The sequence below is a fragment of the Methylobacterium haplocladii genome (assembly GCF_007992175.1).
In the GTDB taxonomy this organism is placed as follows: domain Bacteria; phylum Pseudomonadota; class Alphaproteobacteria; order Rhizobiales; family Beijerinckiaceae; genus Methylobacterium; species Methylobacterium haplocladii.
This window is the reverse complement of sequence record NZ_BJZT01000014.1, coordinates 57,565-69,848: the sequence shown is the minus strand read 5'-3', so window position 1 is coordinate 69,848 and position 12,284 is coordinate 57,565. Positions and strand designations below refer to the sequence as shown.

Here is a 12,284-nt window from a genome sequence, read left to right as displayed (position 1 = left end):
CGGCGAGCGCATGCCGCTTGATATCAAGACCGTTGCCCCGGCCGGTATGGAGGCCTCCGGTTCGGAGGCACGCTTCGTCTCGGGCTCGATCCTCCGCCACGTCGTCGTGATGAGCGCGACCGGGGCGGTCGGCCTGATGGCGATCTTCCTCGTCGACCTGCTCTCGCTCCTCTACGTCTCCAAACTCGGCGATTCGACGCTCACGGCCGCCGTCGGCTTCGCCTCGATCGTCCAGTTCTTCGCGATCTCGATCAATATCGGCCTGATGATCGCGGCGGGCGCCCTCGTCTCCCGCGCGATCGGCTCAGGCGACGGCGCCCAGGCCCGGCGGATCGCAAGCTCGATCCTGATCCACACCATCATCGTCTCGGGCCTCCTGGTCCTGGCGCTGCTGCCGCTGCTCGATCCGCTGCTGCGGGCGATCGGGGCGGACGCGCATACGCTGCCCATCGCCAAGCGCTTCCTCTGGATCGCCCTGCCCTCGAACCTGCTGATGGCGCCGGGTATGCTCTTCACCGGCCTATTGCGCGCAGTGGGGGCGGCGCGCGAGGCGATGTACGTGACGTTGGGAGGTGCCGTCGTCACCGCCTTCGTCGATCCGCTGCTGATCTTCACGGCCGGTCTCGGCGTCGACGGGGCTGCGATCACCGTCTGCCTTGCGCGGGCGACCTTCGTGCTCGTCGGCTGGATCGGCGTGCGCAAGTACCGGATGCTGAAATCGCCGCGGCTCCACGAGGTCCTCGACGACGGATCGACCGTGGGCCGCATCGCCCTGCCGGCGATCCTCACCAACCTCGCACCGGCCATGGCAAGCGCGTTCGTTGCCCATGCGCTGTCGGGCTTCGGCACCACGGCGATCGCCGCCAACGTGGTGATCGACCGGCTCTCGCCGGTGGCGTTCTGCGGGCTCTTCGCGATGTCGGGCGCGATCGGCCCGATCCTCGGACAGAACTGGGGTGCCCACCGCTTCGACCGCATGCGGGGCGTGCTGCGCGACGGGGCCGTCGTCGGGGCGGGCTATGTGCTGGTGGTCTGGTTGGCGCTGGCGCTCGGTGCATGGCCGCTGACACGGCTGTTCGAACTCGACGGCGTGGCAGCAGACCTCCTGGTGTTCTTCTGCTTCGTCAGCGGTCCGATCTGGTTCTGCAACGGCCTGCTCTTTCTCGGGAACGCCTCCTTCAACAATCTCGGCTTCCCGCTGATGTCGACGGGCCTGAACTGGGGCCGGGCGACGCTCGGGACGATGCCGCCTGCGCTTCTCGGCGGAGCGCTCTACGGGCCTCGCGGAGTGCTGGCCGGAATCGGCTTCGGCTCGCTCGCCTTCGGCCTCGTCGGCATCACCCTGGCCGTCCGCACGATCGGGACGCTGGAGCGACGCGCGGAAACGGCGAAGGCCAAGGGCGTCCCACAACCGGCGATCGAAGCATCGAAACCGGCCGAAATGGCTCTCTGAACGCCGACCTCAGGTAGAATTCCCGCGCTTTGTTAGCCCTTCGGCGGGATGCCGCTGGTACATTGGCTTCGGATGGGACAGATTCCGCAAGCGAAGATCCGCGCCTGTCGGCAAGCGGAGCGTCCGAGCACGAGTGCCGCGTGATGTTCAACCTGTTCGATATCCTGCAGAGTCAAGCCGGCCCCGGCATGCAGTCGATCGGACAGCAGTTCGGTCTGACACCGGAACAGAGCCGGAGCGCGATGAACGCGCTCCTGCCGGCGCTCGCGACCGGCCTGCAACGCAGCGCGGCGAGCGACCCGATGGGCTTCGGCCGCATGCTCGGCATGGCGGGCGCCAATCCGTATTTCGGCGCACCGCCCCAGCCGCAGGCCGCCGCGCAGCCCGACTTTCTCAATCAGATCTTCGGATCGTCCATGCTCAGCCAGGCCGTGCTGCAACAGGCATCGGCGACCAGCGGCATCGGCCAGCAGGCTCTGCGCCAGATGCTGCCCGTGATGGCCGGGATGGTGGTCGCCGGGATCGTCCACGTGCTGGTCAACCAGCCGCCGCCCGCTCCCGCACAGCCTCAGCGGCAGACCCCTCCGCCTGCGCCGGATGCCGGCTTCCCCGTGGCGACGTTCTGGAACGACTGGATCAACCAGTTCGTCGGTGCGCCGGCGTCTTCCGGCCCGGCGGCGACGACATCGAAGCCGCGTGAGGCTGCTCCGGCCCCGCAGCCGGCCGCGGCCGAGCTGCCCAAACCCGGCGATATGACGCTGGGCGACAAGGATGATGCGCCCTTCGAGGCCTTCCAGCAGATGTTCCAGACCGGCGTTCAGGTGCAGGAGCAAAACGCCAAGGCCATGCAGGACATCTTCGAAGCGTTCTGGAGCCCGCCGGCCGAGGCGGACGTGCCGGGCTCCGCATCCGCCGCCGGCTCGAAGGATGCTCGCGATCAGGGCCGACCGGCGGACGCCCCTGTTGCGCCCGCTGAGGCTGCGAGCCGCAAACGTCCGATCCGTCCCAAAGAACACTGACACCGGATCCCGGCGCCCGCGCCAATGCTGGCGAGCGATCGATACGCCGCGTGGGATGTTACGCGGCCGTCCCGCCGGCCGACGTCAGGGCGCCGTCTGCATCGCATTCGTGATCTTGTTGTAGAGCTTGTTGGTCGCGCCGCTGAACTGCCCGAGGCTCGCGAGAATCGCGACGACGACGAGCGACGCGATCAGACCGTACTCGATCGCCATCTCGCCGCGGCAATCCCGCAAGAGCCGCAACGGCATGAAACGCCATCGTATCGGCTGTTTGGCCTGCGTGTTCCGCGATGGAGTGCTCACGTCGATCGAACCTTACCGGGACCCGCAACTCGTCATCCTCGCGGACGACGCGTTGCAAAGTTCTTAACGGGAAGCGCGACCCCGCCGTTCTCCCCGGATGTGCTGGGTTCGACGCTCCGTCAGGCGGTGCCGACGGCCTTGCGCAGGGCGTCGATCCGCTTGGAAGCCTCGGCCTTGTCGAGGTCGGGCTCGAAGGCCTTCGGCTCCTTGGCCTGCTCGGAGAGCGTCTTGAGGTAGGAGGCCTGCGCGCCGGTCATCGGCTCGCCGCCCGTGGTCCACTCGTCCGGATCCTTGATCTGGTTGGAAGAGTCGTCGGGATCGACCTTGGGGTTCTCGGGAGCATCGTGGGTCGTTTTGGCCATCGGGTCACCTGTTCATGAAACGTTCTGGAGAACGCCGTGGTGACAGGTGGGTTCCCACGCTCGCTGTCGTAGCGGCGTCGCTCGCGTCGGAGCGGCACCGATACGGTCAGACCACCCGGAGATCCTGCCGGATCCTTACGCCGCCTGCGCCCGCGGCTGCACTTCGGCGGTGTAGTCGTTCATCAGCGTCTTGGTCATCGCGGCCGGCGTGAAGCGGTAGGGGCCGATCTCGGAGACCGGCGTCACCTCGGCGGCCGAGCCGGTGATGAAGCACTCCGAGAAGCCTTCCATCTCCTCCGGCCGGATGCGGCGCTCGACGAGGTCGAAGCCGCGGCGCTTGGCCAGTTCGATCACCGTCTGGCGGGTGATGCCGTTGAGGAAGCGGTCCGCGAGCGGCGTATGGATCGCGCCGTCCTGGATGAAGAAGATGTTCGCGCCGGTGCACTCGGCGACGTTGTCCTCCCAGTCGAGCATCAGCGCGTCGGCATAGCCCTTGTTCTCGGCGCGGTGCTTCGAGATCGTGCAGATCATGTAGAGGCCCGCGGCCTTCGAGGCCGAGGGGATCGTGCGCGGATCGGGGCGGCGGTAATCGGCGATGTCGAGGCGGATGCCCTTCATCTTGGTGGCCGGGTCGAAGTAGCTCGGCCATTCCCAAGCGGCGACGGCGAGGTGGATGGTGTTGCCCTGCGCCGAGACGCCCATCATCTCCGAGCCGCGCCACGCGACCGGGCGCAGATAGGCGTCGCTGAGGCCGCTGGTCTTCAGCACGAGTTCCTTCGCCGCTTCGATCTCCTCGACCGAAAACGGGATCTCGTAATCGAGATACTGCGCGGACCGCTTCAGGCGCTCGGCATGCTCGCGGCTCTTGAAGATGACGCCGCCATAGGCCCGCTCGCCCTCGAACACCGACGAGCCGTAATGCAGCCCGTGGCTCAGCACGTGGATCTTGGCATCCCGCCACGGCACCATGACGCCGTCGAACCAGATGGTGCCCTCGCGCTCGTCGAAGGGGATCACGGACATGTCGGCTTCCTCTTGCGCGGCATCGCGAAACCGCGGGTTCGAACGGCGGGCCGGAGGGGGAAATCCGAGGGGCTGCGCCGGAAGGGTTGACGCCTAACGATGGGGCTGAGATATGTCAATAACACTGACTTATCCGCGTCGCACCGCCTTCTCCGCCGAGGTCGCCATCGCCTTGTCCCATCGCGCGACGACACAGGCCGCCGCCGGCACCGAGCCGGCTCCGATCATGGAGCCGCATTTTCCCGACCGCAACGACGGCGACGACCTGATCGAGCTCCTGTTCTTCGCCTATCGCGACTTCGTGGCCGACCCCGACCGCATCCTGGCGGAATACGGCTTCGGACGGGCGCATCACCGGGTGCTACACTTCGTCGACCGCTACCCCGGTCTCACGATCGCCGAACTCCTGGATATCCTCCGGATCACGAAGCAGAGCCTCAACCGGGTGCTGAAGGATTTGATCGAACAGGGCTACATCGCGCAGCGTACCGGCACGAGCGACCGGCGCCAGAGGCTGCTGTTCTGCACCGAGCTCGGCATCCGCTTTGCGGAGGAGCTGAGCCGCGTGCAGATGCGCCGCGTCGCCCGCGCGCTCGTCGACCAGTCGCCGCGCGGCGCCAACGACGATCCCGGCGAGGCGCTGGCCTCGGCGCAAGGTTTTCTGCTCGCGATGATCGAGCCGGAGGAGCGCGCCGTCGTCACCCGGCTGATGGCGCGGCGCGCCAAGGCCGTAGCCTGATGGCGAGCCCCTCCCCGAAGCCGCGCGCCGAGCTGCCGGACCACGCACCCCATGTGCTCGTCGTCGACGACGACCGCCGGGTGCGCGAGTTGCTGACGCGCTTTCTCGCCGAGCAGGGCTTTCGCGTCACCGCCGCCGCCGACGTCCCCGAGGCGCGGGCCCGCTCGCAATCCTTCGTGTTCGACGCCCTCGTGCTCGACGTGATGATGCCGGGCGAGAACGGCTTCGACTATGCGCGGCAGGTCCGCGAGACGTCGCGGGTGCCGATCCTGATGCTCACCGCCCGCTCCAACTCGAACGACCGGGTGATGGGGCTCGAGATCGGCGCCGACGACTACCTGCCAAAACCCTTCGAGCCGCGCGAGCTGATCCTGCGGCTCAACAACATCATCAAGCGCGGCGTCCCCACGGGCCCGATCCGCAGCGCCGGGGGCGAGGTCAGCTTCGGCCCGTTCACCTACAAGATCGACCGCGGCGAACTCCGGCGCGACGACGAATCCGTGAAGATCAGCGAGCGCGAGCGCGAGATCCTGACCATGCTGGCGGAAGCTCGCGGCGGCAACGTCGAGCGAGACGCGCTGGCCGGCGGCTGGGCGGGCGAGCGCACCATCGACGTGCAGATCAATCGGCTCCGCCGCAAGACCGAGGTCGATCCGGCCAACCCCATCTATCTCCAAACGGTGCGCGGCGTCGGCTATCGCCTCGCGGTCGATTGACCCGAGGCTCATGATGGCCGAGGGGCGCACGATCGAGGGCACCATCGTCGGCGAGGCCGCCCTCGCACCTGAGAGGCCCGAGGCGCGCTACCGCGGACCGTGGCGGCGGCTGTCGCGGCTGATCGGCGACGTGCTGCCGAAGGGGCTCTATGCCCGCTCGCTGATCATCATCATCGCGCCGATGGTGCTGCTGCAATCGGTGATCGCCTACACCTTCATGGAGCGCCACTGGCAGCTCGTGACCCGGCGGCTGTCCTCGGCGGTCACCGCCGACATCGCCGCGCTGATCGACATCTACGAGACCTACCCCCAGGACAAGGACGCCGAGACGCTGGCCCGCATCGCCGGCAACCGCCTCAACCTCGATCTCGACATCCTGAAGGGGGCGAAGCTGCCGCCGCAGGGGCCGCGGCCGTTCTTCTCGATCCTCGACGAGGCGCTCTCCGACGAGATCAAGAAGCAGATCGCCCGCCCCTTCTGGATCGACACGGTGGGCCGCTCGAACCTCATCGAGATCCGCGTCGCGATCCCCGACGGGGTGCTTCGGGTGACGGCCCGGCGCAGCCAGGCCTACGCCTCGAATTCGCATATCTTCCTGCTCTGGATGAGCGGCTCGTCTATGGTGCTGATCGGCGTCGCGATCCTGTTCCTCCGCAACCAGATCAAGCCGATCCTGCGGCTCTCGGCGGTGGCCGAGAGTTTCGGCAAGGGCCGCGAGATCGAGTTCAAGCCGCGTGGCGCCCGCGAGGTCCGGCAGGCGGGGCATGCCTTCATCGAGATGAAGCGGCGCATCGAGCGGGCCATGGAACAGCGCACGACGATGCTCAACGGCGTGAGCCACGACCTGCGCACGATCCTCACCCGCTTCAAGCTCTCCCTCGCCCTCGTCGAGCAGAGCCCCGACGTTGAGGACCTGCGCCGCGACGTCGACGAGATGAGCCGGATGCTGGAGGGCTACCTCGCCTTCGCCCGTGGCGACTCGGCCGAGACCGCCGCCGCCACCGACATGCGCGCCCTGCTCGAAGACCTGCGCACCGACATCGAGCGCCTCGGGGCGCATGTGAACGCCGTGACTCTCGACGGGCGGCCCCTGGTGACGGTACGGCCCGATGCCTTTCGGCGCTGCCTGTTCAACCTCGCCGCCAACGCCGCCCGCTACGGCGACACCGTCGCCATCGGCGGGCGCCTCGAGGGGCGCTCCTTCCTCGTCTCCATCGACGACGACGGCCCCGGTATCCCACCCGAAAGTCGCGAAGAGGTGTTCAAGCCCTTCGTGCGCCTCGACGACGCCCGCCAGGATGCCGGCGGCTCCGGCCTCGGCCTCGCCATCGCCCGCGACATCGCCCGGACCCACGGCGGCGACGTCTCGCTCCACGATTCGCCCCTCGGAGGCCTGCGGGCGACGGTGCGGATCCCGGCCTGAGGCGGACGGAATACCGAACGTTCGGGACGAATGTCCCGCCCGTCCCAGGCCGTCCCACGCTCCGGAACGGCCTCGCTCGGAACGAATGACCTCCACGCGAGACTCATTGACAGCATACCGATGATGTGCTAGTTTTCCTATATACGTAAGAGCTCTGCTCGACTACCTGGTCGCTTCTCGTAAGCTTGGTCGAGAGCGGCCTCACCACATTGCCCAACGGGTCGACCGGGTTTCGGCGGCTGTTCGGGACGAGGCAAGCAATGCCAGAATATGTAGAACTATTTATGGTTTTATATTTCGAGTGACATAGTTTGAGCTTCTCCAAGTTTTTATTCATAAATTTTAGTCGACGGCTAGAATATAAAAATCTGCATGACGAAAAATCTGATGGAATAATTTCACACGGTAGGCAGCTTTCGCGTTGCGTTTTTTAAGTGCGACAAAGCGATGAGCTTTCCCCGCGTGTATTTAGCGGTTTTATTGATTTCCTGAAATTTCCACCAAGCAGTTCGATGGCTCGCCGGACATCAACCCCGTGCCTTCAGATGCAGCATCGGATGATGCTCGTAGTGACCGGCACCATGCCTCACGATGGGGTCTCGCGACGTGAACGCCTCGATGTCTTGGTCGTCGGCGATGCGGTAGAGCGAGACACCATAACCGCCGTTCGGGTCCATGACCGGGCCATGCGCAACGATGGTGCCCTGTTCGAGCAGGTCATCGAGGAAGGCGCCGTGTTCGGCCATCCAGCCTTTCTCTTGAGTACTCATGGTCGGCAGGAAGTCTGAACGCGGCGGAATGTACTTGCAAAGGTAGTATTTCACGAAAATTTCCTCGATAAGTGGGATCCTCTGACGCCGCTCTGCATCTCTGAGCGGCGTCACTTGTGTGGCCGACCCGGCGTCAAGCTTTCTTCGTGTTCTTAACGAACGCGGCGATGTCTGCTGCAGCAAGATCGGGATATTGGAAGTGCGCCGCGTGACCGGCGCGCGGATAGGTGACCACCTGCAGCGTCGGAAACTTCCCGTTCAACGCGTACCAGTTCTCGACCGGGAAGGAGATGTCGCGGTCGCCGTTGAGGTGGATGATCGGGACGTTGGTGTGTTGCAGCGCATTCAGCACATCCTCGGACGGAAATACCGGGTTCGGTGGCGTCCGCGGGGCCTGTGCTATGGCCCAGTCCGCCGGGATGTCCGGGCTACGCTTGTTCGAACTGGAAAAAATCCGGTCGAACGAGCGTTTCGAAGCCGCGCGGCTGCCCGCGTCGTCGGGATCGAAGAACATGTCGGTGTATTGCTCCAGGGTCGCTTCGTCCTGTGCGGCCAGGTCGTAGAAGCGCTGCTGCCCGGGCTTGACGAGGAGGCCGGGCGGCGTGCCGGCGATCAGGACCGCGTGGCTGACGGTGGGGCCGAGCATCGCCACGTAGATCTGCGCCACGATCGCGCCGAAGGACCAGCCGCCGATCACGACGTCCTTGAGGCCGAGGGCGTCCACCAGATCCTTGGTGTCCTTCACCAGGGATGCGGGGTCGTACGACTTCGTGCCGGTCGAGAGGCCGAAGCCCGAATGATCGAAGGTGACGACCTGAAAGCCCTGCCCCGCCAAGGCGTCGATGAAGGCCGGGTCCCAAAGCCCCAGGACACCGCGGAAGCGGTGGGCCAGTACGATGGGTTTGCCCTTGCCGACCGAGCGATAGGCGAGCCTGCGCCCCCCGACTTCGACGAAGCGGGTGTCCGCGGTGGCGGACGCGGCTGCCGATCGCGTGGCCTGCGCGAGCACGTCAGACGGCAACGCCAGGGCGCTAAGCGTTGCCGCGCCCGCGATCAATGCCTTGCGACGTGCCGGCGCTGCAATGGCCATGTCGTTCGCGCGAATTTCGTCCCGTGACATCGTTTTCGTCCTTCTGTTGCCAATGATGTTTCGCCGATCGACTTCGGCACCGGATGGCGCGAGGGATCGCGTTGTCCCGCCTGGTGCGAGCCGTGCCGCGGTTGCTCCAGCTCAGTCAGTCGGCCACGCCCATCTGCTTGCGAAAGCTCTTTTCGAAAGCCTTTTCAGGCACGTAGCGCCGCATGAAGTGGAGGCGGCCAGCCGTCTTGCCGGGCATGTAGCGGATGTTCGGCTGCGAGTCGGTGGCAGCCAGAACCACCTGGTCGGCCACCGCTTCCACGGGATCGCCCGCGGCGATGCCGGTCTGCCAGGTCGAGATCATCGCCTGCCGACCCTTGTCGTAGACGCTCAGGACCCGATCCGGCTTGTCGGCATTGTTTTCCAGGTCGGTCCGGGTGAAGGCCGGGGCGACCAGCGAGACGCGAATTCCGAGACTGCGCAGCTCGTGATCGAGGGACTCGGAATAGCCTTCGACGGCGTGCTTGGTCGCGCTGTAGAGCGCGGTGTAGGGACCCGGCAGGAAGCCGGCCACCGAACTGATATTGATGATGCGTCCGCTGCGTTGAGAACGCATGGTCGGCAGGACGGCATTGGTTGTCCGGACGATGCCGAACACATTGATGTCGAAGAGATCCCGAGCCTGGCCCAGGGACGATTCCTCGGCGCCACCGATGAGACTGCGGCCGGCGTTGTTGACGAGGACGTCGATCCGGCCCGTCAGCTTGAGCACCTCCGCCACCGTTTGCGTGACGGACGTATCGTCGATGACGTCGCAGCGCAGCATATGGATGCCCTGACGCACCTCGCCGGGCTGCGCCTGCCGGCTCGTCCCGAACACCCGGAAGCCTTTGCGTACGAGTGCGACCCCTATGGCGAGGCCAATGCCGCTTGCCGCTCCCGTTATGAGGGCGACCCTGTCGCGTGTGGATTTCGGCCGGGTATCGGTCATGGTCACTCTCCCAATGATTATGAACGTCATCATTAGTTATTGATGACGATCGTCATTGTCAAGCGCGGCCCCGCGGCCGGACGGCTGACAAACCCCGCACGGATCGTTATATGTCGGTTGTCATCATTAGGAGCCGCCCGTGAAGATCAGCAGGGAGCAGGTCGAGCAGAACCGGAACAGGGTGCTCGACACCGCAGCGAAGCTCTTCCGGGAACGCGGCATCGACGGGATCGGCATCGCCGATCTCATGAAGGCGTCAGGCCTCACGCACGGTGGCTTCTATCGCCAGTTCAAGTCGAAGGACGACTTCGTTGTCGAGGCTGTCAAACGAGCCTTTGGCATGACGAGCGCCGATATTCGGCAGCGACTGGCAGCCGATGCCAGCGAACCCTTCGAGGCGCTCGTCAAACATTATGTTTCAAGCCATCATCGGGATGACCCGGGAATGGGATGCAGTCTGACTGCATTGGCCGCTGATGCGGCACGTTGCGATAACCCTGAACTCAAATTGTTTTTTGGAAACATAGTCTCGAATTATCTTGATCTACTTACAGCGATCAATCCAGAAGCCGATGCGACGGAGAAGAGGTCGACTGCAATCCGGATACTGGCTGAAATGGTAGGGGCGGTTCTCTTGTCCCGCGTCGTGCCCGATGAAAAGCTGTCAGACGAAATCCTCGACGTCGTTTCAAACGATCTTCTGGATCGCCATCAGTCATTGCCAAGGACGTGAGAATAACAGGCAAGCACGGCCGTGGGACCGACCTTTCGGCGACGCCTATCACCCGGTGATACCGCAATGTCTAGCGGACAAAAACTACCTGATGTGCTCAAGGATTAGGATTTCTAGGGGACTAATGATCGCTGCGAACCTGTAACTCAGGTCGAAACGCTTACTCTAACGTGCAAGGCAAGCGAAGGTAGTCTCGCATGGCGACATCCACGTGAAGGGACGACCGCGTTTCAGACGACGCGGAAAGCTCGCGAGCAGCGCGGTCGGATCGCAAGCGGCCGGCTAGCCTCGACAAAACTCAAAAAGATCCAACGCCGGACGGCGACGCGGATCCAGCCCTCCAGCTCACGCACCCACTGCGTCCAGCAACCCCGCGACCATCCCCCGATAGCCCGCACCGAACAGCCGCAGGTGCACGAGCGCCGGCCAGAGCTGGTAGAGCGGCACGCGCTCGGAAAAGCCCGGTTCGGCCGGGCCGTAGGCCTCGCGAAAGGCCGGGCCGGGGCGGCCGAACAGGGCGAGCGTGGCCAGGTCGACCTCGGCGTGGCCGTAATAGCAGGCCGGGTCGATCAGGCCGGAGACGCGTGCGCCGTGGCACAGCACGTTTCCGCCCCAGAGGTCGCCGTGCAGCAGGGCCGGGCGCGGCCGCGCCGGCAGTCTTCGGGAGAGGGAGGCGGCCAGGGACTCGACGCACCGCCCGAGCGCGGGATCGCAATGCGGGACGTGGCAGAGCAGGCGGCGCTCGGCCCAGAAGGCGGGCCAGTCCGCGCTCCAGCCGTTTTTGATCGCGACCCGGCCGAAGGCGAAGTCCTGCGCCCAGCCGTAGCGCTCGCCCGTCGCGGCATGGAGCCGGGCGACGGCACGGCCGAGATCCGCGTCGGCGCCGCGATGGCCGCTGTCGGGCAGGCGCTCCAGGACGAGGGCGGAGGCGTCGGCGGCCAGAACCTCCGGCGCGGGCGTGCCGGTGGCGCGGATCGCGCGCAGCATCGCGGCCTCGGCCGGCGGGTCCGGCCCGTCCTTCACCACCGCCTCGCGCCCGTCCTCGAGCACGACCCGCACGACGCACGACAGATCGCCGCCGCCGATGGCCTCGGCCCGCGCGAGGCGGCCGCCGAGGAGGGTGGCGCCGTGCCCGGCGAGACCGCTCACCGCGACAATGCTGCGACGAGGGCGCGGGCGCCTGCGGTCACGTCGGCCCAGGTCGTGTCGAAGCCGGCATCGCTGCCGTAATAGGGGTCGGCCACGGCCTCGCCCCGGCGGCCCGGCACGTGGTCGAGGAGGAGAGACAGGGCGGCCCCGCCCTCCGGCCGCATCCGCTCCAGCACCGCGAGGTTGTCGCGGTCGAGGGCGACGATGTCGGTGAAGCGGGCGAAGTCCTCGGGCTTCACCTGCCGCGCGTCGTAGCCGGAGATGTCGACGCCGTTGCAGAGCGCCACCGCCTGCGCGCGGCGGTCCGGCGGATTGCCGACATGCCAGGCGCCGGTGCCAGCCGAGTCCACCGTGACGTCGAGGCCGGCGCGCTCGGCCTCCTGACGGAAGGCGGCCTCGGCCAGGGGCGAGCGACAGATGTTGCCGAGGCAGACGAACAGCACGGCGGATTTGCGGTCGGTCATCGTGTCCTCGTCGGTCTGTGGCGTAGCCGGGCGTCGCGATGCCAACGCTCAAGATCCGCCG

14 protein-coding genes are annotated in these 12,284 nt (G+C 66.1%); 6 read left to right on the top strand and 8 right to left on the bottom strand.

Features of this window, described 5'->3' with window-relative positions:
- The first annotated feature begins 10 nt into the window (after nucleotides 1–10).
- Together MHA02_RS07665 and MHA02_RS07660 are read left to right on the top strand one after the other, a co-directional pair.
- Nucleotides 11–1,453, top strand: coding sequence for an MATE family efflux transporter (locus tag MHA02_RS07665; RefSeq protein ID WP_238180296.1), 1,443 nt, complete (start codon nucleotides 11–13; stop codon nucleotides 1,451–1,453).
- Nucleotides 1,454–1,596: 143 nt separating this feature from the next.
- Nucleotides 1,597–2,472, top strand: a complete 876-nt coding sequence (locus MHA02_RS07660) for a DUF937 domain-containing protein (RefSeq protein WP_147078051.1) — start codon at nucleotides 1,597–1,599, stop codon at nucleotides 2,470–2,472.
- Between the two features lie 84 nt (nucleotides 2,473–2,556).
- Here MHA02_RS07660 and MHA02_RS07655 read toward each other — a convergent pair whose 3' ends face one another.
- The 3 genes from MHA02_RS07655 to MHA02_RS07645 all read right to left on the bottom strand — a co-directional run bounded on the left by MHA02_RS07655 (nucleotide 2,557) and on the right by MHA02_RS07645 (nucleotide 4,160).
- A complete protein-coding gene (locus MHA02_RS07655) occupies nucleotides 2,557–2,721 on the bottom strand; it encodes a Flp family type IVb pilin (RefSeq protein WP_147078050.1) in 165 nt (54 codons plus the stop codon).
- A 173-nt stretch (nucleotides 2,722–2,894) separates the two neighbouring features.
- Nucleotides 2,895–3,137, bottom strand: coding sequence for a DUF3072 domain-containing protein (locus MHA02_RS07650; RefSeq protein ID WP_147078049.1), 243 nt, complete (start codon nucleotides 3,135–3,137; stop codon nucleotides 2,895–2,897).
- Between the two features lie 135 nt (nucleotides 3,138–3,272).
- On the bottom strand, nucleotides 3,273–4,160 hold the full coding sequence (locus tag MHA02_RS07645) for a branched-chain amino acid aminotransferase (RefSeq protein ID WP_147078048.1): 888 nt from the start codon (nucleotides 4,158–4,160) through the stop codon (nucleotides 3,273–3,275).
- Nucleotides 4,161–4,386: 226 nt separating this feature from the next.
- Here MHA02_RS07645 and MHA02_RS07640 point away from each other — a divergent pair, with 226 nt between their 5' ends.
- The 3 genes from MHA02_RS07640 to MHA02_RS07630 are packed head-to-tail and all read left to right on the top strand — an operon-like array spanning nucleotide 4,387 to nucleotide 7,038.
- A complete protein-coding gene (locus tag MHA02_RS07640) occupies nucleotides 4,387–4,899 on the top strand; it encodes a MarR family winged helix-turn-helix transcriptional regulator (RefSeq protein ID WP_147078144.1) in 513 nt (170 codons plus the stop codon).
- A complete protein-coding gene (locus MHA02_RS07635; protein WP_147078047.1) occupies nucleotides 4,899–5,615 on the top strand; it encodes a response regulator in 717 nt (238 codons plus the stop codon). Before MHA02_RS07640 ends, MHA02_RS07635 begins: the two co-directional genes overlap by 1 nt.
- Before the next feature lie 13 nt (nucleotides 5,616–5,628).
- On the top strand, nucleotides 5,629–7,038 hold the full coding sequence (locus tag MHA02_RS07630; protein ID WP_147078143.1) for an ATP-binding protein: 1,410 nt from the start codon (nucleotides 5,629–5,631) through the stop codon (nucleotides 7,036–7,038).
- Nucleotides 7,039–7,565: 527 nt separating this feature from the next.
- Here MHA02_RS07630 and MHA02_RS07625 read toward each other — a convergent pair.
- The 3 genes from MHA02_RS07625 to MHA02_RS07615 form a co-directional block, all read right to left on the bottom strand.
- Complete coding sequence (locus tag MHA02_RS07625) at nucleotides 7,566–7,862, bottom strand: YciI family protein (RefSeq protein ID WP_147078046.1); 297 nt, start codon at nucleotides 7,860–7,862, stop codon at nucleotides 7,566–7,568.
- Between the two features lie 79 nt (nucleotides 7,863–7,941).
- Nucleotides 7,942–8,865 (bottom strand): alpha/beta fold hydrolase, encoded by a 924-nt coding sequence (locus tag MHA02_RS07620; protein WP_238180294.1) that lies wholly within the window; start codon nucleotides 8,863–8,865, stop codon nucleotides 7,942–7,944.
- A 178-nt stretch (nucleotides 8,866–9,043) separates the two neighbouring features.
- On the bottom strand, nucleotides 9,044–9,877 hold the full coding sequence (locus tag MHA02_RS07615) for an oxidoreductase (protein WP_147078045.1): 834 nt from the start codon (nucleotides 9,875–9,877) through the stop codon (nucleotides 9,044–9,046).
- A gap of 139 nt (nucleotides 9,878–10,016) precedes the next feature.
- On the opposite strand from MHA02_RS07615, the gene MHA02_RS07610 reads away from it, so the two are divergent.
- Entirely contained in the window at nucleotides 10,017–10,610 is a 594-nt protein-coding gene (locus MHA02_RS07610; RefSeq protein WP_147078044.1) for a TetR/AcrR family transcriptional regulator, read from the top strand.
- A gap of 345 nt (nucleotides 10,611–10,955) precedes the next feature.
- Here the strand turns inward: MHA02_RS07610 and MHA02_RS07605 are convergent, their stop codons facing one another.
- Both MHA02_RS07605 and MHA02_RS07600 read right to left on the bottom strand, forming a co-directional pair.
- Nucleotides 10,956–11,759: a fructosamine kinase family protein gene (locus tag MHA02_RS07605; RefSeq protein ID WP_147078043.1), complete on the bottom strand. Its 804-nt coding sequence runs from the start codon at nucleotides 11,757–11,759 to the stop codon at nucleotides 10,956–10,958.
- Complete coding sequence (locus tag MHA02_RS07600) at nucleotides 11,756–12,223, bottom strand: low molecular weight protein-tyrosine-phosphatase (protein WP_147078042.1); 468 nt, start codon at nucleotides 12,221–12,223, stop codon at nucleotides 11,756–11,758. Before MHA02_RS07600 ends, MHA02_RS07605 begins: the two co-directional genes overlap by 4 nt.
- Between the last annotated feature and the right edge of the window lie 61 nt (nucleotides 12,224–12,284).